This is a genomic window from Poseidonocella sedimentorum (assembly GCF_900116005.1).
GTDB lineage: Bacteria > Pseudomonadota > Alphaproteobacteria > Rhodobacterales > Rhodobacteraceae > Poseidonocella > Poseidonocella sedimentorum.
The window spans coordinates 146753-172085 of sequence record NZ_FOYI01000001.1 but is presented as its reverse complement, the minus strand read 5'-3'; the positions used below and the strand labels follow the sequence as shown (position 1 = coordinate 172085).

The window sequence follows — 25333 nt, the reverse complement described above, 5'->3', positions numbered from 1 at the left end:
CAAAAGGAGAATGACATGTCTGTTCGCACCGCCCCCTGGAGCCTCCGCACCGACAGGCGCGCCTCCTTTTTGAGCAAATTGCGCAGCGCCCGGAGCCTCCTGCGCCAGCGCCGGGCCCTTGGCCGGCTCAGCGCGCACCAACTCGAGGACATCGGCCTGACCCGCACCCAGGCCGAGCGCGAAGCCCGCCGGCCGATCTGGGACGCGCCCGATCACTGGAGCTGAGGCGCCAAGTGCCCAAGACGGCGCGCCCACCCGGCGCGCCTTTTGCCCCATGCGCCTCAAACACCTTGAAATTCCGCGCTGCCTCGCCAATATTCTGAGCGAAAGGGTCTCGATTTTCCGGGGCCGGATAACTCACATGGAGGCTTAGATGGCTGAACTCAATCGGATGCGGACGGCAACAGGCGCCCGCTCCGCGGTAATCGACGAAGGGCTCCGCGCCCACATGAACAAGGTCTACGGCACAATGTCCGTGGGCATGCTCATCACCTTCGCCGTGGCCTGGGCCGTCGGATCCTCGGAGGCGCTTCTGTCGATCTTCCGCGACCCGATGACGCTGCGCCCCAATATCCTGGGCTACGTGGCCATGTTCGCGCCGCTCGGCATGATCTTCGCGTTTGGCCCGGTCATGCGCCGCGCCTCGGCGGAAGGCGCGCGACTGTTCTTCTTCGCCTTCGCGGCGATGATGGGCCTGTCGCTGTCTTATATCTTCGCGGCCTATACCGGCATCTCGATCGCCCAGACCTTCCTGGTGACGTCGATTGCCTTCGCGGGCCTGTCGCTCTGGGGCTACACCACCAAGCGCGACATCTCGGGCTGGGGGTCGTTCCTCATCATGGGCGTGATCGGCCTGCTGGTGGCGATGGTGATCAACATCTTCCTGCAATCGCCCGCGATCATGTTCGTGGTGTCGATCCTCGGCGTGCTTATCTTCGCCGGGCTGACCGCCTATGACACGCAGAAGATCAAGGCCGAGTATGTGGCCCACGCCCATCACGGCGATCAGGAATGGCTGGAGAAATCGGGGATCCATGGGGCGCTGAACCTCTACCTCGACTTCCTCAACATGTTCCAGTTCCTGCTCATGTTCATGGGCTCGCAGGAATAGCCTCGCGGCCCGGGGGAAACCCCATGCAAAAGCCTGCAAGCGGCGCTTCGGCGCCGCTTTTTCGTTCCGGGCCCCTGCTGCCCCCCGCAATGCGCGCGCGGGAGATTGAAAAATCGGCCCGGCGTTGCTACCTTGATCCTATCCCGGCGCCGGGGATTTGCGGCGCATGACAAAGGAGGACAATGTCCTGTCACTTAACGCCGACGCGGCACCCGCCGCTGATCCGGAAGCCGTTCGCATGAGCGGCTATGTGGATGAGATGGGCCTGAGCAATGCCATGCTCGCCCGCATCCTGACGTCCCTCGAAGATGACAAGGCCGAAGATATCGTGACGGTCGACCTGCGCGGAAAATCCGCGATGGGCGATCACATGGTGATCTGTTCCGGCCGGTCCTCGCGGCAGGTCTCGGCGATCGCCGAGAAGCTCTCCGCGCGCATCAAGGAGGAGTTCGGCCTGACCCCGCGCTCCGAAGGGGGCGATACGGGCGACTGGGTCCTGATCGACACGGGCGATGTGATCGTCCATGTCTTCCGGCCCGAGGTGCGCGACTTCTACCAGCTTGAGAAGATGTGGCTGCCCGCCGGGGCGGCTCCTGCGCAAACCCGGAGCTGATGCGGCTCCATATTTGTGCGGTCGGGCGCTTGCGCGCCGGGCCGGAACAGACGCTGATCGACGACTACCTCACCCGCGCCGCGCGCAGCGGGCGCAATCTCGGGCTCGGCCCGTGTTCTGTGCATGAGGTGGAAGACAAGAAGGGCGGCGGTCCGGCCGCCGAGGCCGCGCTGCTCACCAAATCCGCTCCCCAAGGCGCTGCGATCTGCTTGCTCGACGAGCGCGGCAAGCAGATGACGAGCCCCGGGTTCGCCCACGTACTCGCCGAGTGGCGGGATGCGGGGCGGGGCGATGCGGCCTTCATGATCGGCGGGGCCGACGGGCATGATCCCGCCCTGCGCGCCCGGGCCGACCTCTGCCTCAGTTTCGGCAAGATGGTCTGGCCCCACATGCTGGCCCGCGCGATGCTGGCCGAACAGCTGTATCGCGCGGTCTCCATCCTCGCCGGAAGCCCCTATCACCGGGTGTGATTACTGCGGCTGGTAGTGCGAGCGCATGACGTTGCCGTGCCAGTCGTCGCTGGTCACTGTGACCCCGGTGTCGAGCACCGAAAGATCGATGATCTGAGCGAGGGCAAAGCCCACGAAAAGCGCGGCGGCGAGCGCCAGCAGGCGTGTCGGGGCGGGGTGAAGGGCCTGAGAGCCGGTGTGATGCAGTGCGATATCAGCCATGTGACTGTCTCCGAAAAAGGGTTGCCGGGATTGAATATACCGCGCTCAATCATTTGCATAACGAATGTTTGTTGGCCATATGATCACATTTCGTGAAGTATTTTTCGCCCGGCATTCGCCGCCGCCACGGTTGCCCCGGCGCGGCGGGGCGCTTACCTTTGCGGCACGCTTCGCACGAAACTCCCAGTGAAAGATCCCGCCATGACCGCACCCAAACCCGTCGTCCTGTGCATCCTCGATGGCTGGGGCGAGCGCGCCGCGCGCGAGGGCAACGCGCCGCTTCTGGCCAAGACGCCCAACTTCGACCGCATCCGCGCGACCTGCCCCCATGGCACGCTGACGACCTTCGGCCCCGATGTCGGGCTGCCGAAGGGCCAGATGGGCAACTCCGAGGTCGGCCATACGAATATCGGCGCGGGGCGCGTCGTGGCGATGGATCTGGGCCAGATCGACCTCGCGATCGAAGACGGCAGCTTTTTCGAGAATGCCGCCCTGCGCGAGTTCATCTCGACCCTGAAGCAAAGCGGCGGGACGGCGCATCTCATGGGCCTCGTCTCGGACGGCGGTGTGCATGGCAGCCTGGCCCACATCCTCGCCGCGATCCGCGCGATTGCCGACGCCGGCGTCCCCGTGGTCCTGCACGCGATCACCGACGGGCGCGACGTCAGCCCCAAGACCGCCGACCGCTTCCTGGCGGAACTGGAGGGCGCGCTGCCCGAGGGCGCGCGAATCGGGACGGTCATCGGCCGCTACTACGCGATGGATCGCGACAATCGCTGGGAGCGGGTCGCCACGGCCTATCACGCGATGGTTGGCGGCAAGGGCGAAGCCGCCCCGGATGCGCAAGCCGCGGTCGCCGCCGCCTGGAACGCGGGCAAGACCGACGAGTTCGTGCCCGCCACGGTCCTCTCCGGCTACGAGGGGATGCGCGATGGCGACGGGTTTTTCTGCCTCAACTTCCGCGCCGACCGCGCGCGCGAGATCCTGCGCGCCATCGGCGAGCCGGAGTTTGACGCATTCGAGACCGGCCCGCGCCCCGCGCTCGCCGCGCGTCTCGGCATGGTCGATTATTCCCGCGCGCACAACGGCTACATGACCACCTGCTATCCCAAGCAGGAGATCGTCAACACGCTCGGCGCCTGGGTCGCGAAGGCTGGGCTCCGGCAGTTTCGCCTCGCCGAGACCGAGAAATACCCCCACGTGACCTTCTTCCTCAATGGCGGGCAGGAGGAGCCGGAGGTGGGCGAGGATCGCTACATGGCCCCCTCCCCCAAGGTCGCGACCTATGACCTCCAGCCCGAGATGAGCGCAGCGGAAGTCACCGGCGCCTTCGTGAAGGCGATCGGCGAGGGCTATGATCTCATCGTGACCAACTACGCCAACCCCGACATGGTCGGGCACACCGGCGATCTGGACGCGGCGATCGCGGCCTGCGAGGCGGTGGACGAAGGATTGGGCCGGGTGCTGGAGGCGCTGGAGGCCGCGGGGGGCGCGATGATCGTCACAGCTGATCACGGCAACTGCGACATCATGATCGACCCCGAGACCGGCGGCCCCCACACCGCACATACCACCGAGCTTGTCCCCGTCATTCTCGTCGGCGGACCCGAAGGCGCGGCGCTGCGCGAGGGTGGCCGGCTTGCGGATCTCGCGCCGACGATCCTTGAGCTCATGGGCCTCGACCAGCCGGCGGAAATGACCGGTGTCTCGCTTCTGAGGTCGCACAAATAGGGCCGGACCGAACGCAAAAGTGATCCCGCGCCCTGCGATATCCCCTCGGATTGCTCTGGCCCTCGCGGCGCTTGGGTGTAAGGTGCTGTCGACATGGCGGGGTGTAGGGGCGGCGCGCCCGCGGACGCACATCTGCCTGACGGACCGTAACCGACAAGGACTGACCCGATGAAGAAATTCGCCCTGGCCGCCATGACTGGCATCGCAGCCGGCACCATCGTGACGACACAGATCGCCGGCCCGCTGCTCGCGCAGGAAGCCGACCGCAGCTCGGTCTATGAACAGCTCGATCTCTTCGGCGACATCTTCGAGCGCATCCGCGCGCAATATGTCGAGGAAGTCGACGACAAGGAGCTCATCGAGGCGGCGATCAACGGGATGCTGACATCGCTCGATCCGCATTCGGGCTATCTCTCGGCCGATGACGCGGCGGACATGCGCGTCCAGACCCGCGGCGAATTCGGCGGGCTCGGCATCGAAGTCACGCAGGAAGAGGGGTTCGTCAAGGTCGTGGCCCCGATGGACGGAACGCCGGCGGATGAGGCGGGGATCGAGGCGGGCGATTTCATCACCCACGTGGACGGCGAAAGCGTGCTGGGCCTGATGCTCGACGAGGCGGTGGACCTGATGCGCGGGCCGGTAGGCTCCGAGATTATCATCACGGTCGTGCGCGAAGGCGAGCCGGAGCCCTTCGATGTCACCATCGTGCGCGATACGATCAAGCTGACGGCGGTGCGCGCGCGGCTCGAGGGCCAGACGGCGGTCCTGCGGATCTCTACCTTCAACGACCAGACTTACGACAACCTGCAAGCCGGGCTACGGGACGCGGTGGAAGAGGCCGGCGGGATGGACCAGATCAACGGCGTGGTCGTGGATCTGCGCAACAACCCCGGCGGCTTGCTCAACCAGGCGATCCTCGTCTCCGACGCTTTCCTCGAAAAGGGCGAGATCGTCTCGACCCGCGGCCGCCAGATCGTCGACGGCGAGCGCTACAACGCAACGGCCGGAGATCTCGCGGAAGGCAAGCCGCTCGTGGTGCTGATCAACGGCGGATCGGCCTCGGCCTCCGAGATCGTCGCGGGCGCGTTGCAGGACCACCGGCGCGCGATCGTGGTGGGCACCAAGAGCTTCGGCAAAGGCTCGGTGCAGACGGTCATGCAACTGCGCGGCGAAGGGGCGATGCGCCTGACGACCGCGCGCTACTACACACCCTCGGGCCGCTCGATTCAGGCGCTCGGCGTCTCGCCGGACATCGTCGTCGAACAGCCCCGCCGGGCGATCACCGAGGAAGCCGAAGAAGAGGCCCGCGCGCCCCGCACGGAAGCGGACCTGCGCGGCAGCCTCGACAACGACAGCCTCTCGGAAGACGAGATCCGGCAGATCGAGGAAGAACGCGCCGCAGCCGATGAAGCGGCGCGACTGCGCGAAGAGGACTACCAGCTCGCCTATGCGATCGATATCCTCAAAGGCCTCAACGCGCTCGCCCCGGTCGAGGACTGACGCCCAGCTCTGAGCAACACCGGAAAATGATCGATCATTTTCCGGCACGTTTTCTGATCGATCAGAAAACGGGGCCCGCCCAAGGCCGAACGGAGGACTTAGATGACGCCCGAAGACATTGCTCAACTGCCGTATCGTCGCTGCGTGGGGGTGATGCTGATCAATTCCGACAAGAGAATCTTTGTCGGGCAGCGGCTCGATAGCGATCTTCCCGCGTGGCAGATGCCGCAGGGCGGTATTGACCCCGGTGAAACCCCAACTGACGCCGCTTTGCGCGAGCTGCACGAGGAAACCGGCGTCGGGGCCGAGCATGTCCGCATCGAGGCACAAACCGACGAGACGCTAAAATATGACCTGCCTTTGGAGCTGGTGCCTAAAGTCTGGAAGGGCCGCTACCGGGGGCAGGAACAATACTGGGTCTTGCTTCGACTGGAGGCGCCCGAGGACGTGATCGACATCGACACCGAGCACCCTGAATTCTCGGAGTGGCGCTGGTTGGACCCGCAGGAATTGCTCGCCCAGATCGTGCCGTTCAAACGCGATGTGTATCGCCAGGTTCTGGACCATTTCTCGGACCATCTGGATCCGGCGCCAAACGGAAAATGATCAATCATTTTCCGGCCCGTTTTCTGATTGATCAGAAAACGGTGGCGATCGCTTGAAAAGCGATCGCCACCCCTCGTTCAGAACGTCGCGCTCAAGCCCGCGTACCAGGCCCGGCCTGGCTCGTTGAACGTATTGGCCCCCTCACCCGACCGCATGACCTGCGTCGAGAAGAGGTTGGTCACGCCACCGGACAGGCTGACCGTGTCGTTGAGTTCATACCGGGCGGCAAGGTTTCCGACCGTATAGGGGTCGCGCTCGTCGGTATCCTCGAAATCGTAGCCCGATTGCGCGTTGTGAGCTGCGGCCTGGATCCGCCCGTAGTGGGTCAGCGAGGGGATCAGCGTCAGCCGGTCCGTCACGCGCCAATCCAGCGAGGCGTTGATCGTGTAATCCGGCACGAGGCTGAGCGGGATTTTCAGCGTCTTCGCCTTCTGATAGACGCCGTTGCCGTCAACGCCCGCGTCCGTCCGGATCTCCTGTTCGGAGAGCAGCATGTAGGTGAAGTTCGCGGACGCTTCGACCCGGTCGCCGAGCGGGGCTGCGACATTGCCTTCAATCCCGGCCACTCTGGCCTTCGGGACGTTGTCCCAGCGGTAGAGACGGCAGGAGCCGGGGTTGCCGCGCACCGTGCAGCCGACCGTGCCGACCTGCTCCGTGCCCGCTTGGATCTTGTCGCGGTAGTCGTTGTAGAAGACCGTCGCGCTTGCCCGCAGACCGCTGTCCCCGTCATAGGCCAGGCCGACTTCGGTGTTGATGCTGGTTTCGGGATCGAGATCCTCGTTGCCGAGCACATAGCAGGGCCCGTTGCGATAGTAGGGATAGGGGCAGCCGTTGCCGTTCGTTGTGTAGACGTAATCGGGATTGACCTGATAGAGGTTCGGCGCCTTGAAGGCCCGGGCCACGCCGAATTTCGCGGTCCAGTTGGTGTCGATCATGTAGGTCATGTTGAGCGCCGCGCTGAGGTTCAGCCCGAAGCTTTCCGCATGATCGACCCGGATGCTCGGTGCGATTTCCAGCGCCTCGCCCCACAGGATGTTGCTCTCGGCATAAAGTGACGTGAGCGTCTGTTCGGTGACCGATTGGCGATCACCCGCGTCGAGCGCCACCGCCGTGCCGCCGTCGATGGCAAGGGCGCTCTGGTTATTCACCGCGTCCTCCAGTCGCTCATGGCGCAGTTCACCGCCAAAGGTGTGGGTCGCGTCGCGCCCCAGGATCTGCCCCGACAGGATCCATTCGCTCTTGGCCGAGAGCGTCTCATGATGGATCGTGACCCAGTCCAGAGCGTCGGTGATGCGCCCTTCACCCCCACCGGCAAGCCCTTCGGCGTAGCGGCTGTTGTCGGTCTTCTCCCACTGGACGTAGCTGTTCGACCTGCCGAAATCATAGGTCCCGCGGTGCGTCAGCGCGAGGGTCAGCCGCTCCATCCGGTTGGTCTCGGCCCCCTCCTCGGCAAGCGCCTCGGTGGTGTCGGAGGTCGAGTTGAGCTGCCGGTCGCCGGCGTAGATGTTGCTCTGGCGCGACTTGGAGACATCGACATCGAGGCGGTGCATGTCGTCGGGCGTCCAGCTCAGGCGGAGCGAGACATCCTTGTTCTCGACCCCTTCCATGCCCGCGGGAACCGGATCGCCGTCTTCGACCGCCTCGGCGTTGATGTCGGGCGCATCGGCATCGGAGCGGTTCCAGCCGCCGGTAAGCCGGAAGCTGAACTGGTCGCCCAACGGTTTCGCCCAGAGCAGGTTCACGCGGCGATCGCCGCCCTCATCGCTGCTTTGAGGCGCGTTGTAGCGCAGGTTGATGTCAACCGTCTCGACCTCCGGCGCCTTGGTTACGATGTTGACCACGCCGCCCGCAGCGCCCGAGCCATAGCGCGCCGCCGCCGGGCCGCGGATCACTTCGATCCGCTCGATCATCTCGGCGGGGACCCAATTGCTGTCGCCCCGCGTGTCGCGCTCGCCGGACCGGCCCATCCGCACCGAATTGCGTGACATGACGGGCTTGCCGTCGATCAGGATCAGCGTGTTTTCCGGCCCCATGCCGCGAATGTCGATCTGGCGCTGGTTGCCGCGCTGCCCGGTGGCGGATGTGCCGGTGAGGTTCACCCCCGGCATCTTGCGCACCACCTCGGAGATATCGTTGGCCACCGGTGTCTTTTCGAGCTGCTCCTCAGTCACCGTCGAGACGCCGAGCGCCTGGAGGACGGCCTCTTCGTAGCTGTAGATTTCGATGTCATCGAGGGTGATCGCCTCGGCGCCGGTGAAATCCACGTCAAAATCGAAATCGGCCTCCTGCGCGCCGACGGCAAGCGCCGCCGTCCCCGCACATAAAAGCGTCGTGGCCCGCAAGACCGCTTTGGTCCTGAATGTCATGTCTTGTCCTTTCCCCAATCGTAGCAAACTGCTGGCGTGGCGAGAGGAAGACCCTTGGCTAGGCGGCATGTAAGCGGTGGTGCGGAGGCCCCGCACCGGGGCGGTGCTTAGCAGGTCGCTAATAGTTGATCAATTCAATCAGGATTATTTTTTGCCCACCCAAACGATTTTTTGCGCATCGTACGCCGCGGGGTTCTCCTTGTGCCGGGCGCCCGCCCGCGCCAAGACTGCGGCACCTGAAGCGGCAGAGGGCAGGATGTGACGCAGGCACTGGTAATCGGGGGCGGCCCGGCGGGGCTGATGGCCGCGGAGGTGATGGCGCAGGATGGGCTCTCGGTGATCGTGGCGGAGGCGATGCCGACTGTGGGGCGCAAGCTGCTGATGGCCGGGAAATCGGGCCTCAACCTCACCAAAGAAGAGCCCCGCGAGAGCTTTCTTGCAGCGTTCCACCCCCTGCCCGCGCCCCTGCATCGCGCGCTGGAGGATTTCGACAGCGCCGCGGTGCAACGCTGGGCCGAGGGGCTTGGCCAACCTGTCTTCACCGGCAGCACCGGCCGCGTCTTTCCCAAGGCAATGAAAGCATCGCCCCTGCTGCGCGCCTGGCTCGCGCGCCTGCGCGATGGCGGCGTGGAGATCCGCACGCGCTGGCGCTGGACGGGCTGGGAGGCGGGCCGGTTCAGCTTCATCACTCCAGACGGGCCGGCCGTGCTCACGCCTCAGGTCTGTGTGATGGCACTTGGCGGCGCGAGTTGGTCACGGCTCGGCTCGGACGGCGCGTGGCGCGGCCTCTTCGACGCCAACGGCCTCGCCAGCGCCCCCTTTGCGCCGGCCAACGCAGGTCTGCGCGTCGCGTGGACCGAACACATGCGCAAACACTTCGGCACACCGCTCAAAAACATCGCGCTGCGTGCGGGGCCACTCCGCTCCCGCGGCGAAATCGTGCTCTCGGAACGCGGGCTCGAGGGCGGCGGGATCTATGCCGTCTTCCGGGCGGTGCGCGAAGGGCATCCCCTGGTTGTCGACACGCTGCCGGACCTGAGCGCAGACGAGGTCCGCGCGCGGTTGGAGCGCCCGCGCGGCAAATCGAGCCTGGCCAACCACCTTCGCAAGCGCCTCACCCTCACCCCAGCCGCCATCGCACTGGCCCGCGAATTCGGCACACTCCCATCCGCCCCCGACACGCTCGCGCAGCACCTCAAAGCGCTGACCATCAGGCACGACGGCCCGCGCCCGATGGACGAAGCGATTTCCACCGCCGGCGGGCTCGCCTTCGCAGGGGTGGATGACACCCTGATGCTCAAAGGCAGACCGGGCTGTTTCGTCGCCGGGGAGATGCTCGACTGGGAAGCCCCCACGGGGGGCTACCTGCTGACCGCTTGCCTCGCCACGGGCCGCCACGCCGGCAAAAACGCCGCGCGCTTCGCCAAGGGCGGCGGAAAATGATCAATCATTTTCCGGCACGTTTTCTGATTGATCAGAAAACGGCGCCCTGTGGTCAGTGTCCGCCCAGGATGCCGGTGCGGACCGAGTAGTCGACAGCAACGCCATAGTCGGGGTCATCGTCCTGCTCCACGACAAGGTGCCCTGCCTTGGCGAGAAGTCTGTGGCAATCGCGCGAGAGGTGCCGCAGCTGGATCCGTTTGCCCGCCGCCTCGTATTTCGAGGCGACCGCTTCGATGGCCTGCAGGGCGGATTGATCGACGACCCGGCTGTCGGCGAAATCGACGATGACACGCTGCGGATCCTTGCCCGTGTCGAAGAGCTCGGTGAACCCGTCGGTCGAGCCGAAAAACAGCGGCCCCTGCACCTGATAGACCTTGGCGCCCTCCGGCGTGGTGTAGGTTTTGGCGTGGATCCGCGTGGCGTTGTTCCAGGCATAGGCGAGCGCCGAGACGATCACCCCCACGACCACCGCGATTGCGAGGTCGTATTTCACCGTCACGACGGTCACGAGGATGATCACGGCCGCGTCCGTCAGAGGCACGCGCGACAGGATCTTGAAGCTGTTCCAGGCGAAGGTCCCGATGACCACCATGAACATCACCCCGACAAGCGCCGCGAGGGGGATCTGCTCGATCACAGACGAGCCCACGAGGATGAAGGACAGCAGGAACAGCGCCGCGATGATCCCGGCAAGCCGTGTGCGCCCGCCGGATTTCACGTTGATCATCGACTGGCCGATCATCGCGCAGCCGCCCATCCCGCCAAAGAAGCCGGTGACGAGGTTGGCCAGCCCCTGGGCCACGCATTCCCGGCTCGCGCCGCCGCGCTGGCCGGTGATATCGCCCACGAGGTTCAGCGTCAGGAGGCTCTCGATCAACCCGATCGCCGCGAGGATCACCGCGTAGGGCAGGATGATCTCGAAGGTCTCCCAGTTGAGCGGCACCATCGGGATGTGGAAGCTGGGAAAGCCGCCCTCGATCGACGCCATGTCGCCCACGCGCGGCACATCGAGCCCGAAGCCGATGACCACCGCCGCGACAATCCCGATGCCGGCCAGCGGCGCGGGGATGACCTTGGTGATCCGCGGCATGACCCAGATCACCGCCATGGTCAGCGCGACCAGCCCGAGCATCGTCACGAGTGGGCCGCCCGAGAGCCACTCGCCCCCGGTCGTCCCGTGGCCGGAGACTTCGACGCTGCCGGGGACCTTGAACTGCGTGAGCTGGGCAAGGCCGATGACGATGGCGAGCCCGTTGACGAAGCCGAGCATGACCGGGTGCGGCACCAGCCGGATGAACTTGCCCCAACGCATGACCCCGGCGATGACCTGCAGGATGCCCATCAGCACCACGGTGGCGAAGAGGTATTCGACCCCGTGCTGCGCCACGAGGCTGACCATGACCACGGCGAGTGCCCCGGTCGCGCCCGAGATCATCCCCGGCCGGCCGCCGAGCACGGCCGTGACCAGCCCCACGAGGAAGGCCGCATAGAGCCCCACCAGCGGGTGGACCCCGGCGACAAAGGCGAAGGCCACCGCCTCGGGCACCAGCGCGAGCGCGACGGTCAGCCCCGACAGCAGCTCGATGCGCAGGCGGGCGGGCGTGAACTCCGTCCCGGGGGCGGCGAAATCGGACAGGATGAAACGGTTGGCAACGGAGGCCAGAAGGACTCGGGTCAAGGTAATATGTCTCTCTTGCGGATATGTCCGGGGATCGGCCGCGCGCGCGGGCGCCCCGGTTTGTCCGGCTCATAGCGCACCGCGGCGCAAAGCGCCACCTCTGAGCCGCACGGCGGGGGCGCGGGTCAACAGGTTTCGGGCCCGGCCCCGGGGCGATGCCTGCGTTTCCGGCGCCGCGTGGCGCGGAGAGAGTGGTTGAAAGAGCCGGCCGTGCGGGCGACAGTCATAGCGACAACCCAAGCGGAGACGACGGATGACAAAGACCATGATCGGGGTGATCGGCGGCTCGGGGCTCTACGAGATCGACGGGCTGGAAGGGGCGCGCTGGCAGGAGGTCGAGAGCCCCTGGGGGGCGCCATCGGATGCGATCCTCACCGGCCGCCTCGGCGGCGTCGAGATGGCCTTCCTGCCCCGCCACGGGCGCGGCCACGTCCACAGCCCGACCACCGTCCCCTACCGCGCCAACATCGATGCGCTCAAACGTCTCGGCGTGACCGACGTTATCTCCGTCTCCGCCTGCGGCAGTTTTCAGGAGCACATGGCGCCGGGCGATTTCGTCCTTGTCGATCAGTTCATCGACCGGACCATCGCGCGCGAGAAGAGCTTCTTCGGGACCGGATGCGTCGCCCATGTGCCGCTCGCGCACCCCACCTGCCCGCGCCTGACGGACGCCTGCGAGACCGCCGCGCGCGCCACCGGCATCACCGTGCACCGAGGCGGGACCTATCTCGCGATGGAGGGGCCGCAATTCTCCTCCCTCGCCGAATCGCGGCTCTACCGCGAGGTCTGGGGCTGCGACGTGATCGGGATGACCAACATGCCCGAAGCCAAGCTCGCCCGCGAGGCCGAGCTCTGCTACGCCTCCGTCGCCATGATCACCGATTACGACAGCTGGCACCCGGACCACGGCGAGGTCGACATCAACGACATCATCCGCACCCTGACCGGCAACGCCGAAAAGGCGCGCGGCCTTGTGGCGAACCTGCCCGCCCTGCTCGGGGCGGACCGCGCGCCCTGCCCCCACGGCTGCGACCGCGCGCTGGAATTCGCCGTGATGACCGCCCCCGAGAAGCGCGACCCCGCGCTGGTGGCGAAGCTCGACGCCGTGGCGGGCCGCGTCCTCGGCGGCTGAGCCCCGCCACGGGGCGCGCCGGTCAGCCGTCTTCCCAGACCAGCTCGATCTTTTCGGTGAAGGGCCGGCGGTCGATCAGGTTGAAATAGTCCCGCACACGCACATCCGTGGGCAGGCCGTTTTCATTGCAAAGCCGCTGCTGCGCGATCTTGGCCTCGCTGCTGTAGGGAATGCCGCAGCTCTCGAACACCGCCTCCGGCAGGAAGATCGGATGGCGGCGCAGGCTCACCCCGAGGTTCCGCTGCACCGGGCGCAGAGTCGCTGTCCCGTCGCTATAGGTCATGACCTCGCCGGTCTCGATGAGCGAGGCATTGACCGTGCAGACCAGCTCGCCCTTGGAGAACGAACGCGCCATGTCGCATTTGCAACGCTGCGACACCTCAAGCCCGGCCTTTTCCAACGACAGCGCCGAGCGGCTCCCGAAGAAGGCGAGCCCGCCCACATCGGCGGAAAGCTTGGTGAGATCGTCGGGGATGATCCCGACCTTCGAGCCCACTTGCGTGAACCAGCCCATGAAGAGCTTGGCGCGATTGACGTAGACGTCCTGCGCCTCCACATCGTCGAATCCGCCGGCATCGATGAAGGTATCGCAGAGTTTCGACGGCGGTCCGCTGTTGGAAATCACGACGATATCTCCCGCCGTGAGCGGCTCCGCCCCGGTGGGATAGGAGAATTTGTTGACAGCGACGATATCCTTCTCCGTCAATCCGAAGAACAGGAACGCGCAGAGACCGCTCACCGCGAAGACCGCGGCGAGGATCAGAGCTTTTTTCAACATGATGCCCCCTAGCTTCGCGGACAGCAGAGATTTCCGCTGCACGGATAGTGCGTCTCAGGGCATTGGGCGCTGGCGCTGCTGGCAATCGCAACAAGGAAAACGAGCGCAAAGTATTTCATGGCAACCTCGAATCATCTTTGTGAAATAATGGGGATCAGCATACCACAGCGCGGCCATATCTTGGTTAACGTTTACGTAACCCTGCCGCATCCGGGGGTGTTTGCTTGCCTTTCCGCGCGCTTTGGCGGAATACTCAGATCCGATTGCCAAGGCCGACTGACGGGAGTGCGCGATGCCATTCGATCTCTGGGCGGGGTTTGTCGCCGCGTCGGTCGCACTGCTCCTGATCCCGGGGCCGACGGTGCTGCTCGTGCTGTCTTATGCGCTCTCCAAGGGGCGCAGCGTGGCGCTTGCCTCGGCGGCGGGAGTGGCGCTTGGGGATTTCGTGGCAATGAGCGCCTCGCTGGCGGGGCTCGGCGCGCTGGTGCTGGCCTCGGCCACGCTGTTCACCCTGCTCAAATGGGTCGGGGCGGCCTACCTGATCTTCATGGGCTGGCGGCTGTTGCGCTCGGCGGCGCGCACCGGGTCCGGCCCCGAGGAGGCGCAGCTTGCGCCCTTGCCGGGGATCGGCGCCGGGTCCGTCTTCTGGCACGCGGCCGCCGTCACGGCGCTCAATCCCAAATCCATCGTCTTCTTCATCGCCTTCGTGCCGCAGTTCCTCCGACCCGAAGCGCCGCTCCTGCCGCAATTTTCCATCCTCATTGCGAGTTTCGTGGGGCTTGCGGCGCTCAACGCACTGGCCTATGCGCTGCTCGCCGATCGTTTGCGCCGCCGGATCGCGCGGCCCTCCGTGCTCGCCTGGCTCACCCGCGCCGGCGGCGCGGCCCTGATCGCGCTCGGATTTGCCACCGCGGCTCTGCGCCGCGCCTGACCACCACCTTTGCGCCAAGAGGCCAGCTCCCCATGCCAGTGACCAGATCCGTCCAGGATTACATCCGCACCATCGTCGATTTCCCGAAGGAAGGGATCATGTTCCGCGATGTGACCACCCTCTTTGCCGATCCGCGCGGGTTCCGCATGGCCATCGACCAGATGCTCCACCCCTACGCGGGCGAGCGGATCGACAAGGTCGTGGGGCTGGAGGCGCGCGGCTTCATCCTTGGCGGCGCGATCGCGCATCAGCTCTCCGTCGGCTTCGTGCCGGTGCGCAAGAAGGGCAAACTGCCGGGGCCCACGATCAGCGAGCATTACACGCTGGAATACGGCGAGGCGGTGGTCGAGATCCACGACGACGCGATCGCGCCGGGCGAGACGGTGCTTGTCGTCGATGACCTTCTGGCCACAGGCGGCACCGCGGAAGCGGGGATCAAGCTCGTCGAGCGGCTGGGCGGCAAAATCCTCAGCTGCGCCTTCATCATCGACCTGCCGGACCTTGGCGGGCGGGCGCGGCTGGAGGCGCTTGGCATGGATGTGCACGCGCTGTGCGAATTCGAGGGCGATTAACTTCGTCTTAACCTTAACCGGGCAAAGCTAGGCTCGCTTGCACCGATCTGAGGAACGAGATTGGTTTTGGCGCCCCGCCGGGAACGCGGCCGGGGCGCCACCCTCCCCCCAAAAACGCCACTGCCTCAGCCCTCGCGCAGCACCGCGCCGGGATTCATGATGCCATTCGGATCCAGCGCCGACTTGATCGCGCGCATCGCCGCAAGCTTGGCCGGGTTGCCGTAACGCTCCAGATCCTCGACCTTCATCCTCCCGATCCCATGTTCGGCGCTGACCGATCCGCCGAGCTCGTGCACCAGATCATGCAGCGCGGTCTTGATCTCGGCACGTTGGTGGTCATGGTCGGCGCGGGTTTTGCCGGGCATGGGAAAAACGTTGTAGTGCAGGTTGCCATCGCCCACATGGCCAAAGCAGTTGACGCGAAACGCGTCGATTGCGCCCAGCTCCTCGCGCCCCCGCGCTATCATCTCCGGCAGCGCGCCGAGCGGGACGGAAATGTCATGGTTGCTGACTGATCCGATGCGCCGGTTGGCCTCCGGCAGGTTTTCGCGCAGCGCCCAGAGGGCCTCCCGCTGGCCCCCCGATTGGGCGATGACACCGTCGCTCACCAGCCCCGCCTCGGCGGCCTCCACGAAGAGCCCTTCGAGCGCGGCGACGGGATCGAGCCCGCGCGCGAGCCCGAGCTCGATCAGCACGGACCAACCGGGCACGCTGCCAAACGGCTGGCGCAGCTCGGGCATGGTCCCGGCCAGAAACTCCAGCCCCTGCGCGCTCATCAACTCGAAGGCGCTGATCCCCTCGCCGAGCGCCGCGCGCGCCATGGAGAGCAGCCCAAGCGCCGCCTCCGGGCTCTCGACCACCAGAAGCGCCGTCCCCTCGCCCGCCGGTCTGGGGAAGAGCTTGAGCGCCGCGGCGGTGATGACGCCGAGCGTGCCCTCCGATCCGATCAGCAGGTTGCGCAGATCGTAGCCGGTGTTGTCCTTGCGTAGCCGGGTGAGCCCGTGCCAGATCTCGCCGCTGGGCAAGACCGCCTCCAGCCCAAGGCAGAGATCGCGCGCATTGCCATAGCGCAGGACGTTCACCCCGCCCGCGTTGGTCGCGAGATTGCCACCGATCCGCGCCGATCCCTTGGCCGCGAGGCTGAGCGGGAAGAGGCGGCCCACCGCCTCGGCCTCCGAATGGAGCGTTTCGAGGATCACGCCCGCCTCGGCGATGATCACGTTTTCCTCCGCAAACACGGCGCGGATCTGATCCATCCGCTCCAGAGAGAGGATGATCGGCGCCCGGCCCGGCGCCGCGATCTGACCGCCGACGAGCCCGGTCCCGCCGCCGTAGGGGACCACGGCGAGGCGCTCGGCATTGGCAAAGCGCAGGATCGTGGAGACCTCCTCGACCGTGGCGGGCGCGAGCAGCAGCCCGCCCTCGCCCCGATAACGCCCGCGCGGCTCTTCCAGATAGGCCGGGGCCAGCGGGCGAAACACCGCCTCCGGCAGACGCGCGGCCAGCGCCTCGCGATGCGCCTCGGTCACAGATGCCAATGTCATGAATACGCTCCCCGAAAACCCCTGCCCGCTTGGTGCACAGGGCAGCGCCCGAGATCAACCCCCGGCGCGCTCCGGGCTCACTCCGGGTCCCGCAACATGGCCGGGCTCAGCACCCGGACGGTCGGCCGGTCCGGCAGATCGCGCAGCGAGACCATGAGGCTGTTGCCCTCCTCGAACGCCACGTCGAACTCATCGGCCATGCCCGCGAGGAAGACATCGAGCGTGCCGCGCCCGAACCAGTGCATCGGGATGACGACCGAGCTCTTGAGGCGCTTGAGGATGCGGATCATCGTCGGCAGATCCACCGTCGTGCCACCATCCACCGCCGCCATGACCACATCGACCCGGCCGAGCGCGGCGTATTGCGCGCTGTTGGGCTCGTGGTGCAGATGACCAAGATGGCCGATGCAGAGCCCCGCCATCTCGAAGACGAAAATCGAGTTGCCGTTGGGCTCCCGGTCGCCGAACCCGGAGCGGATATCGGTGGGCACATTGCGCACCAGCACATCGCCGATCTCGACGTAGTGATCCGCCCTGGTCCCATGCGGCTCGCCCCAGCCGCGCAGGACATGCGGAATCGCCGGGTCCGGGTAGCGCGTCCAGTGGGTGGAATGGGCGTGGTTCATCGTCACAACATCGGGCAGGAAATCCGCCGTTCCGATAAACCCGTTGTAATCGGTCACGATATTCACCCCGCCCTCGGACTGGATGAGAAACATCGAATGGTCGAGATAGGTGATCCGCGCGGCATACTCCGGGATCGGATCGCGGTAGCTCGCCTGGTGCAGATACGTGATCCCCGGTGTCGCCTCGGCCAGCGCGATACAGTGGCTCGCGCGGCGCTCCTGGGCGGCGAGCGGCGCAGCGAGGCAGAGCAAGATGGCGACAATACGGATCATGGGCGGGTCCTCCTGCGCCAGATCTAGCACAGCTTGACGCCAAGTCAGTCTCGCAATCGCGTGAGCGCAGGGGTTCGCGCAGCGCGGTGTCCATCCGTGCCCAGACAGCAGGCGGATCAGGCCGTCCCGGTCCCGGTCTTGCCGCGCCGGTCGCCGCGCAGGTTGGCGTAGAGCACATGGTTGCGCCAGCGGCCGTTGATCTGCAGGTAGCTTTGCGCCACGCCCTCGTACTTGAAGCCGCATTTCTCCAGCACCCCGCGCGAGGGCTGGTTTTCCGGCAGGCAGGCGCTCTCGATCCGGCTGAGGTCGAGCGTGGTAAAGGCGTGGTGGACCATGGCGAGGATGGCCTCGCGCATGTAGCCCTGCCGCGCGTGCGGCGCGCCGATCCAGTAGCCCATCGTCCCGGCCTGGGCCGGACCCCGGCGGATGTTGTCGAGCGTGATCGCCCCGAGAAGCGTCTCGTCCTGCCGCCGGATGAGGAAGACGGGCACGGCGGTGCCCTGGGTGATCGCGCGGTTGGCCCAGTAGACCCGGTTGGTGAAGGCCTTGCGGCTGAGGTGATCCGGCGCCCAGGCGGGCTCCCACGGCGTGAGAAACTCGCGGCTGTCCTCGCGCAGGCGCGTCCAGGCGCGGAAATCCCCCTGTTGCGGCGGGCGCAGGGTCAGCCGCTCAGTCTCGATCCGGGTTTTGCGCCGGGCCAGAAGCATCAGGCGGCGAGCCTCCGGCGCAGCCCCTCGATCCCCGGCGCGCCCTCGACCGGCCCGTAGAGCGCCATCGCCACGGGCGAGGCGGTCACGAGCTGTTCGGCATAGGCGCGCACGTCGCCGGTGGTGACCGAATCGATCCGCTCGACGATCTCGCTCAGCTCCGGCACGCGGCCCCAGATCTGGATCACCCGCGCCAGCCGTTCCGCCCGGTTGGTCGGGCTCTCCAGCCCCATGAGCATCCCGCCCTTCATCTGCGCCCGGGCGCGGGCGACCTCTTCGGGCGAGATGTCGGTGGCGGCGCGGGCCAGTTCATCGGCGGTCAGCGAGGTGAGCGCGCCGAGCTGATCGGCGGAGGTGCCGGCGTAGATCGTCATCATGCCGCTGTCGGCATAGGCGCCGGCCTGGGCGAAGATGGTGTAGCACAGGCCCCGCTTCTCGCGGATCTCCTGGAACAATCGCGAGGACATGCCGCCGCCGAGCGCGTTGGCGTAGATCTGCGCGGCATAAATGCCCGGATCGCCGTAATCGGGCGCCTCGAAGCCGAGCGCCAGATGGGCCTGCTCCAGCGATTTCACCACCCGGCGCTCGCCTTCGGTAAACGTCGCCGGCTCCAGCGGGCGGGTGCTGCGGCGGGCGAGCCCACCAAAGAGCGCCTCGGCCGCGCGCACGATCGCATCGTGATCGACCGCGCCGGCGGCCGACAGGATCATCTGCTCGGGCCCGTAGTGCTCGGCGAGAAAGCCCTGCAGATCGTCGCGCGTGAAGGCGCTGACCCGTTCGCTGGGGCCGAGGATGGTCCGCCCGAGCGCCTGCCCGGGATAGGCTTCCTCCTGAAGCCAGTCAAAGATCACGTCATCGGGCGTGTCGAGCGCCTGGCCGATCTCCTGCAGGATCACGCCGCGTTCCACCTCGATCTCGCCCGGCTCAAGCACCGGGTTGAGCAGGATGTCGGCGATCACGTCGAGCGCCAGCGGCACGTCGTTTTCAAGCACCCGCGCGTAATAGGCGGTCGTCTCGCGCGAGGTATAGGCGTTGATGTAGCCGCCCACATCCTCGATCGCCTCGGCGATCTGGAGCGCCGAGCGCCGCTTGGTCCCCTTGAAGGCCATGTGTTCGAGGAAATGGGCGATGCCGTTTTGCTCGGGCCGCTCGTTGCGGCCGCCGGCCGTCACCCAGACGCCGAGCGCGGCAGATTGCAGGCCGGGCATGTGCTCGGTCACGATACGGAGCCCGTTGTCGAGCGTGTGGATCTGGACGGTCACTTGGCGAGGCGCTCCTTGATGAGGCTTTCCAGCGCGCCGAGGTCGTTGGCCACGCGGGTCACGCGCTCGTCGCGGGTAAAGAGGTCCGCCATGCGCGGCGGCAGGTCGGGGCGGATCCCGGCGGCGGCCTCGACCGCATCGGGGAATTTGGCCGGGTGGGCGGTGGCAAGCGTGATCATCGGGGTGGCCCCGATCCCCTGCTCTTCGGCGACCTTCACGCCCACGGCGGAATGCGGGCAGAGCAGCTCGCCCATGGTTTCTTGCGCGCGGGCAATGGTGGCGCGGGTTTCGTCCTCGGAGGCGCGCCCCGAGCCGAAAAGCGCGCGGAGGCCTTCGATCGCCCCCTGGCTCACGGTAAAACCGCCTTGGGTTTTCAGCTCGTCCATGAGCTGGGCCACGGCCTTGCCATCACGGCCATAGACGTCAAAGAGCACGCGCTCGAAATTCGAGCTCACCTGAATGTCCATCGACGGGCTGATCGACGGGGTGACCCCATCGGTGCGGTACTCGCCCGTGGTCAGGCAGCGGTGCAGGATGTCGTTCTGGTTGGTGGCCACCACCAGCCGCTCGATCGGCAGGCCCATCTGCCGGGCGATGTAGCCTGCGAAAATGTCGCCGAAATTGCCGGTGGGCACGGTGAAGCTCACCGGGCGGTGCGGCGCGCCGAGGCTCACCGCGGCGGTGAAGTAGTAGACGACCTGCGCCAGAACCCGCGCCCAGTTGATCGAGTTGACGCCCGCAAGGCGCACCCCGTCGCGGAAGTCGAAGTGGTTGAACATGTCCTTCAGGCGCGCCTGGCAATCGTCGAAATCACCGTCGAGCGCGAGGGCGTGGACATTGGCTTCGGGCGGGGTGGTCATCTGGCGGCGCTGGACTTCGGAGACGCGGCCATGGGGGAAGAGGATGAACACATCCACGTTGCCCAGCCCCTTGAAAGCCTCGATCGCCGCCGAGCCGGTATCGCCCGAGGTTGCCCCGACGATGGTCACCCGCTCACCAGAGCGCGACAGCGCCGTCTGGAACAGCTGGCCGATGAGCTGCATGGCGAAATCCTTGAACGCCAGCGTCGGCCCATGGAACAGCTCCAGCAGGAAGTGGTTGGGGCCAAGCTGGGTCAGCGGCGCCCGGGCGTCATGGCCGAAGCCCGCGTAGGCGCGCGCGATGCAGCCGCGGAGTTCCTCTTCGGTGAAGCTTTCGCCGACGAAGGGCCACATCACGCGGAACGCCACCTCTTCGTAGGGCAGCCCGGCCAGCGCAGCGATCTCGCCCGCGCTCAACTGCGGCACGGTCTCGGGCACATAGAGCCCGCCGTCCCGGGCAAGCCCGCTCAGCATCGCGTCCTCGAAACTGAGGGTCGGCGCACTGCCGCGGGTGGATACATATTTCATGGGCTCAGGCCCCTCTTCGCAGTTGTCGCCAGAGGAAATACAGGCTCATCCCCGCCCAGACGAGGGCGAGGCCGAACCATGTCACGGCGTATTCAAGATGATCGTTCGGTATGCCCGAAGTGTCGACCGGCAGGGGCAGGATGCCGGGATCCTCGGGCTCGGTGGCGCGGGCAACGACGAGCAGCGGCTCGGTGTCGAATTGCCGGGCAAGCTGGTCGAGATCGCGGGCGAACCACATGTTGCCCGCAACGTCGTTTTCCGGGGTGGAGGAATTGCGGTCGTCCGGCCAATGCAGATTGCCGATCACCGCGAGCGGGCCGGCGTAGCGCGCGGTATCCCGCGCGCTGACCTGGACGAAGCCGCGATCGAGCAGAACGCGGCGCCCCTCCTCGGTCTCGAAGGGCGAGACGATCCGGAAGCCCGCGCCCATGCCCTTGTGCGAGACCAGCACGCGCACCGCGCGCGGCTCGACCACGCCCGACATCGCGACAGGCAGATAGCGGGTGCTCTCCGGGTCCGGGCTGGTGGGGAGCGCTGACGGGGCGACGGTCATGCTGGCGTCGATCTCGGCCAGAACGCCCTCTTTCCACGCGAGGCGATCGACCTGCCAGAGTCCGAGGCTGACGAGGATCGCCGTGCCCACAAGCCCGAAAAGCAACGGAAGGATGAGACGTCTCAACAGGGTCCTCTCGCAAAGGAAAAGCGCGCCTGAGCGCGCTTTGCTTTAGCTGGAATGGGCGCGGGAGTTCAACCGCAAAGGCCCCGCGCGCGCCGCGCTCAGCCGCCCCAGATATAGACCGCGGCGAAGAGGAAGAGCCAGACCACGTCCACGAAGTGCCAGTACCAGGCGGCGGCCTCGAAGCCGATGTGGTTTTCCGGCGTGAAGTGCCCCTTGTAGACCCGGATCAGGCAGATCGCGAGGAAGATCGTCCCCACCAGAACGTGGAAGCCGTGGAAGCCCGTCGCCATGAAGAAATTGGCGCCGTAGATGTTGCCGGAGAAGCCGAAGGCGGCGTGGCTGTACTCATAGGCCTGGAAGAAGGTGAAGAGGATGCCGAGCCCGACCGCGAGCCAGAGCCCCTGCTTGATCTCGTTGCGGATGTTGCCGTGCACCAGCGCGTGGTGCGCCCAGGTGGCGGCACAGCCGGACAGGAGCAGGATCAGCGTGTTGATCAGCGGCAGGTGGAAGGGATCGAAGGTCTCGATGCCGACCGGCGGCCAGACGCCATCCTTGGCCGGGCTGTCGGGGCCCATCGGGTACAGCGCGTGTTTGAAGAAGCTCCAGAACCACGCGAGGAAGAACATGACCTCGGACATGATGAAGAGGATGAAGCCGTAGCGCAGGCCGATGCGTACCACCGGCGTGTGATCGCCGACCTGGTTCTCGGTCACGGTTTCGGCCCACCAGGCATACATCACGTAAAGCACGCCGACGAAGCCGATGAGCAGCATCCACGGGCCCTTGTCGTGAAAAAAGAGCACCGCGCCGAAAAGCATGACGAACCCGGCAATCGCGCCGAGCAGCGGCCAGATGGAGGGGTTCAGGATGTGGTAGTCGTGGTTTTTTTCATGCGCCATGATCGTCCCTCGATGGTGCTCTTAGTTTATGTCTGTCGGGCTGTCGGAGAGGCGCAGGGCGGCCTGGGCTTCCTCCGGCAGATCGATTTCGTAGAAGGTATAGCCAAGCGTGATGGTATGCACGTATTTCCCTTCGGCATCCTCAAGGATCGCCGGATCGACATAGAAGCTCACCGGCATCAGCACGGTTTCGCCCGGTTGCAGCACCTGTTCGGTGAAGCAGAAACAGTCGACCTTGGTGAAATAGCCGCCCGCCGCATAGGGCGCGACGTTGTAGCTGGCCTGTCCCGCGATGGGGTGATCGGTGGGGTTGTGGGCCTCGTAGAAGGCGAGGCCGGTCTCCCCGATGCGAATTTCCATTTCGCGCTCTACCGGCTTGAACTCCCACGGCATTCCGCGGGAAATCGATGCGTCGAAGCGGATCTTGATGGTCTGGTCGAGGATCTCGTCCGAGCCGGTGCCGCGCGCGGTCACGCCGCCGAAGCCGGTCACCCGGCAGAAGAGATCATAGAGCGGGACCGAGGCCCAGGCCAGCGATCCCATCAGCACCACCACACCGGCAAGTTGCGTCAAGGTGCGGTATTTCCCGGTCATCCGGCTCATTGCGCTGCCTCCGCGGGTTGCATCTCTGGGCGCGTCACGTGGTCGAACCCCTGCATCGGATCGCCATTGGTGACCTTCACCACCGTGAGGCCGAAAACGATGACGACAAAAGCTACCAGCACGAGGCCGACCCCGATGTTGCGGCCCTTCCGGCGCTTGTGCAGTTCATGCCCGACACGGATCGCCATCACCAGCCCCCCAGCCCGACGGGCTTGAGCAGGGTTTCCGCCCAGATCGCGCCGAAATGCAGGAAGAGATAGACCAGCGACAGGAAGAAGAAGCGCTTTTCAGTGGCGTAGCCATCGGCCTGGGCGGAATCCTCATCTCGGCGCAGGATGTCCCAGGCGCCCTTGATGAAGAGCAGGTTCAGCACGACCGCCACGAGCAGATAGAGCGGGCCGCCGATGCTGGTGGCGCCCATGCCCACGGCGAGCGCCGCGACCAGCAGGGTATAGACCCAGATGTGCCGGCGGGTGGATTTGCGGCCGTGGGTCACGGTCAGCATCGGCACGCCGGCGTCCTCGTAGTCGGACTTCATGAAGAGCGCGAGGGCCCAGAAATGCGGCGGTGTCCACATGAAGATGAGCGCGAACATCAGCACGGCTTCGAGGCTCACCGAGCCCGTCGCCGCGACCCAGCCGATCATCGGAGGGAAGGCCCCCGCCGCGCCGCCGATCACGATGTTCTGCGGCGTCGAGCGCTTGAGCCACATGGAATAGACCACGGCATAGAAGAAGATGGTGAAGGCCAGAAGCCCCGCCGCGGCCCAGTTGGCCGCCAGCCCCAGCATCACGACCGAGAGGCCCGAGAGCCCGAGCCCGAGCGCCAGCGCCTCGTCGGGCGCGACCCGCCCCGAGGGGATCGGCCGGCCGGCGGTGCGTTTCATCACCACGTCGATATCGGCATCCCACCACATGTTGAGCGCGCCGGAGGCCCCGGCGCCGGTGGCGATAAAGAGCACGGCGCAGAACGCCTCGAACGGGTGCAGCGCGCCGGGCGCCGCGAAGAGCCCGACCATCGCGGTAAAGACCACGAGCGACATGACGCGCGGCTTGAGCAGCGCGACATAATCGCCGAAGGATCCCTCGCCGCGTTGGCTATGGGGCATGATGGTTGCGTCGGTCATCCGTGTCTCCGAAGGCGCGAAGGTGCGCCTTGTCCGTCAACGTTTACCTGCGTTACCGCGGTCAGTTCGATGCGATCTGATAGCCAAGCGGCGTGCCGGCATATTCCTCGATCGCGCCTTCGAGCCAGGCTTCGTACTCGGCCTCGCTCACCACTTTCACGGTGATGGGCATGTAGGCGTGGGCCTGGCCGCACAGCTCGGAACACTGGCCGAAGTAGATCCCTTCGCGCTCGGGCTTGAACCAGAGCTGGGCGATACGGCCCGGGACGGCGTCCTGCTTCACACCGAAGGCCGGGATGGTCCAGCTGTGAATCACGTCGGCGCCGGTCACGTCCATCACTACGGTCTTTCCGACGGGCACAACAACGGCGGTGTCGGTGGCCAGCAGGAACTCGTCTTCCGAATAGCCGGCTTCGTTCAGCTGGGCGCGCACGTCGTCGCTGATGCGGTTGTCGCCGCCGGTTGCGGGCGCGCCGATCATGTAGCTGTCGAAGGCAAACTCGTGGTCGGTATATTCATAGCCCCAGTACCACTGGTAGCCGGTCACCTTGATATGCACCTCGCCTTCCGGAATCTCCTGCTGTTTGAACAGGACCGGCAGGGAGTTGGCGCCGATGAACATGAGAATCACGATCGGGATGATCGTCCAGGCGATTTCCAGCGGCGAGTTGTGGGTGAAGCTCGCCGGGGTGGGGTTGGACCGGCTGTTGTAGCGCAGAATCACGATCGCCAGAAGCGCGGTCACGAAAAGGCAGATCACGGCGATAATGATCAGCAGCAGGTTGTCGAGCCAGTGCAGATCGTTGGCCAGTTCGGTGACGCCGGGCTGGAACCCCATGCCGCCCTGCTCGGGTTTGCCGATGATTTCCAGATCGCTGCCAACGCCTTGCGCAAGGGCTGGGAGGGCTGACAGTCCGGCCACGAGGCCACTCATGATGGGTGCAATTCGCATGGTCTACCTTGGTCGCTTGGCGTCAACGGTTGTTGTCGTTTGTTATAGCCCGAGTCGTCCAGCCGCAAAGGGTGCCGGAATCCTAGGTTGAGCTTTGGAGGGCTTGAAACCATATTCTGAGCGACAGGACAAGAATATAGAG

The 25333-nt window shown here is 66.0% G+C and carries 26 protein-coding genes; 11 read left to right on the top strand and 15 right to left on the bottom strand.

The genetic code is table 11. From position 1 onward, the window contains the following. The first annotated feature begins 15 nt into the window (after positions 1 to 15). The 4 genes from BM353_RS00875 to rlmH all read left to right on the top strand — a co-directional run bounded on the left by BM353_RS00875 (position 16) and on the right by rlmH (position 2194). Entirely contained in the window at positions 16 to 225 is a 210-nt protein-coding gene (locus BM353_RS00875; protein WP_092075673.1) for a DUF1127 domain-containing protein, read from the top strand. A gap of 148 nt (positions 226 to 373) precedes the next feature. Next, positions 374 to 1111 carry a Bax inhibitor-1/YccA family protein gene (locus BM353_RS00870; RefSeq protein WP_092075671.1) on the top strand — a complete coding sequence of 246 codons (738 nt, stop codon included), beginning with the start codon at positions 374 to 376 and terminating at the stop codon, positions 1109 to 1111. Between the two features lie 259 nt (positions 1112 to 1370). Continuing rightward, positions 1371 to 1724, top strand: a complete 354-nt coding sequence (gene rsfS / locus BM353_RS00865) for a ribosome silencing factor (RefSeq protein WP_092076434.1) — start codon at positions 1371 to 1373, stop codon at positions 1722 to 1724. Then, positions 1724 to 2194 (top strand): 23S rRNA (pseudouridine(1915)-N(3))-methyltransferase RlmH, encoded by a 471-nt coding sequence (gene rlmH / locus BM353_RS00860; RefSeq protein ID WP_092076432.1) that lies wholly within the window; start codon positions 1724 to 1726, stop codon positions 2192 to 2194. Before rsfS ends, rlmH begins: the two co-directional genes overlap by 1 nt. On the opposite strand, the gene BM353_RS00855 is transcribed toward rlmH, so the two are convergent. Next, positions 2195 to 2395 (bottom strand): hypothetical protein, encoded by a 201-nt coding sequence (locus BM353_RS00855; protein WP_092075669.1) that lies wholly within the window; start codon positions 2393 to 2395, stop codon positions 2195 to 2197. It abuts the gene before it with no gap. Between the two features lie 201 nt (positions 2396 to 2596). Between BM353_RS00855 and gpmI the strand changes: the two genes are divergently transcribed. The 3 genes from gpmI (at position 2597) to BM353_RS00840 (ending at position 6232) form a co-directional block, all read left to right on the top strand. Beyond that, the gene (gene gpmI, locus BM353_RS00850; RefSeq protein ID WP_092076430.1) at positions 2597 to 4126 is read left to right on the top strand and encodes a 2,3-bisphosphoglycerate-independent phosphoglycerate mutase; all 1530 of its coding nucleotides are present in this window, start codon (positions 2597 to 2599) and stop codon (positions 4124 to 4126) included. Positions 4127 to 4294: 168 nt separating this feature from the next. Continuing rightward, positions 4295 to 5626: a S41 family peptidase gene (locus BM353_RS00845; protein WP_092075667.1), complete on the top strand. Its 1332-nt coding sequence runs from the start codon at positions 4295 to 4297 to the stop codon at positions 5624 to 5626. Positions 5627 to 5728: 102 nt separating this feature from the next. Continuing rightward, the gene (locus BM353_RS00840; protein ID WP_092075665.1) at positions 5729 to 6232 is read left to right on the top strand and encodes an RNA pyrophosphohydrolase; all 504 of its coding nucleotides are present in this window, start codon (positions 5729 to 5731) and stop codon (positions 6230 to 6232) included. A 77-nt stretch (positions 6233 to 6309) separates the two neighbouring features. Here BM353_RS00840 and BM353_RS00835 read toward each other — a convergent pair whose 3' ends face one another. After that, positions 6310 to 8598 (bottom strand): FepA family TonB-dependent siderophore receptor, encoded by a 2289-nt coding sequence (locus BM353_RS00835; protein ID WP_177220411.1) that lies wholly within the window; start codon positions 8596 to 8598, stop codon positions 6310 to 6312. 258 nt (positions 8599 to 8856) lie between these two features. On the opposite strand from BM353_RS00835, the gene BM353_RS00830 reads away from it, so the two are divergent. After that, the gene (locus BM353_RS00830; protein ID WP_092075661.1) at positions 8857 to 10041 is read left to right on the top strand and encodes a TIGR03862 family flavoprotein; all 1185 of its coding nucleotides are present in this window, start codon (positions 8857 to 8859) and stop codon (positions 10039 to 10041) included. 52 nt (positions 10042 to 10093) lie between these two features. Here BM353_RS00830 and BM353_RS00825 read toward each other — a convergent pair whose 3' ends face one another. Beyond that, entirely contained in the window at positions 10094 to 11719 is a 1626-nt protein-coding gene (locus BM353_RS00825) for a SulP family inorganic anion transporter (protein WP_092075659.1), read from the bottom strand. 253 nt (positions 11720 to 11972) lie between these two features. Here BM353_RS00825 and BM353_RS00820 point away from each other — a divergent pair, with 253 nt between their 5' ends. Next, the gene (locus tag BM353_RS00820) at positions 11973 to 12851 is read left to right on the top strand and encodes an S-methyl-5'-thioadenosine phosphorylase (RefSeq protein WP_092075657.1); all 879 of its coding nucleotides are present in this window, start codon (positions 11973 to 11975) and stop codon (positions 12849 to 12851) included. Between the two features lie 22 nt (positions 12852 to 12873). Here BM353_RS00820 and BM353_RS00815 read toward each other — a convergent pair whose 3' ends face one another. Next, a complete protein-coding gene (locus tag BM353_RS00815; RefSeq protein WP_092075655.1) occupies positions 12874 to 13629 on the bottom strand; it encodes a hypothetical protein in 756 nt (251 codons plus the stop codon). Positions 13630 to 13921: 292 nt separating this feature from the next. Between BM353_RS00815 and BM353_RS00810 the strand changes: the two genes are divergently transcribed. After that, positions 13922 to 14560, top strand: a complete 639-nt coding sequence (locus BM353_RS00810; RefSeq protein WP_092075653.1) for a LysE family translocator — start codon at positions 13922 to 13924, stop codon at positions 14558 to 14560. Between the two features lie 32 nt (positions 14561 to 14592). Continuing rightward, positions 14593 to 15132 (top strand): adenine phosphoribosyltransferase, encoded by a 540-nt coding sequence (locus BM353_RS00805; RefSeq protein ID WP_092075651.1) that lies wholly within the window; start codon positions 14593 to 14595, stop codon positions 15130 to 15132. Positions 15133 to 15257: 125 nt separating this feature from the next. Here BM353_RS00805 and BM353_RS00800 read toward each other — a convergent pair whose 3' ends face one another. From BM353_RS00800 to coxB, 11 genes are all read right to left on the bottom strand, one after another. After that, positions 15258 to 16676, bottom strand: coding sequence for an FAD-binding oxidoreductase (locus BM353_RS00800; protein ID WP_092075650.1), 1419 nt, complete (start codon positions 16674 to 16676; stop codon positions 15258 to 15260). A gap of 77 nt (positions 16677 to 16753) precedes the next feature. After that, a complete protein-coding gene (locus tag BM353_RS00795; protein ID WP_092075648.1) occupies positions 16754 to 17575 on the bottom strand; it encodes an MBL fold metallo-hydrolase in 822 nt (273 codons plus the stop codon). Between the two features lie 116 nt (positions 17576 to 17691). Continuing rightward, positions 17692 to 18282: a GNAT family N-acetyltransferase gene (locus BM353_RS00790; protein ID WP_092075646.1), complete on the bottom strand. Its 591-nt coding sequence runs from the start codon at positions 18280 to 18282 to the stop codon at positions 17692 to 17694. Further along, positions 18282 to 19544, bottom strand: coding sequence for a M16 family metallopeptidase (locus BM353_RS00785; RefSeq protein ID WP_092075644.1), 1263 nt, complete (start codon positions 19542 to 19544; stop codon positions 18282 to 18284). The genes BM353_RS00790 and BM353_RS00785 overlap by 1 nt, the downstream gene beginning before the upstream one ends. After that, positions 19541 to 20932: a threonine synthase gene (thrC, locus tag BM353_RS00780; RefSeq protein ID WP_092075642.1), complete on the bottom strand. Its 1392-nt coding sequence runs from the start codon at positions 20930 to 20932 to the stop codon at positions 19541 to 19543. The genes BM353_RS00785 and thrC overlap by 4 nt, the downstream gene beginning before the upstream one ends. 4 nt (positions 20933 to 20936) lie before the next feature. Next, positions 20937 to 21611 (bottom strand): SURF1 family protein, encoded by a 675-nt coding sequence (locus tag BM353_RS00775; protein WP_092075640.1) that lies wholly within the window; start codon positions 21609 to 21611, stop codon positions 20937 to 20939. Between the two features lie 98 nt (positions 21612 to 21709). Further along, a complete protein-coding gene (locus BM353_RS00770) occupies positions 21710 to 22510 on the bottom strand; it encodes a cytochrome c oxidase subunit 3 (protein ID WP_092075638.1) in 801 nt (266 codons plus the stop codon). Between the two features lie 21 nt (positions 22511 to 22531). Further along, complete coding sequence (locus BM353_RS00765; RefSeq protein ID WP_092075636.1) at positions 22532 to 23113, bottom strand: cytochrome c oxidase assembly protein; 582 nt, start codon at positions 23111 to 23113, stop codon at positions 22532 to 22534. Then, positions 23110 to 23301 (bottom strand): hypothetical protein, encoded by a 192-nt coding sequence (locus BM353_RS00760; protein ID WP_092075634.1) that lies wholly within the window; start codon positions 23299 to 23301, stop codon positions 23110 to 23112. The genes BM353_RS00765 and BM353_RS00760 overlap by 4 nt, the downstream gene beginning before the upstream one ends. Then, positions 23301 to 24239 (bottom strand): heme o synthase, encoded by a 939-nt coding sequence (gene cyoE, locus BM353_RS00755; RefSeq protein WP_092075632.1) that lies wholly within the window; start codon positions 24237 to 24239, stop codon positions 23301 to 23303. The genes BM353_RS00760 and cyoE overlap by 1 nt, the downstream gene beginning before the upstream one ends. A gap of 61 nt (positions 24240 to 24300) precedes the next feature. Continuing rightward, positions 24301 to 25191, bottom strand: a complete 891-nt coding sequence (coxB, locus tag BM353_RS00750; protein ID WP_092075630.1) for a cytochrome c oxidase subunit II — start codon at positions 25189 to 25191, stop codon at positions 24301 to 24303. Between the last annotated feature and the right edge of the window lie 142 nt (positions 25192 to 25333).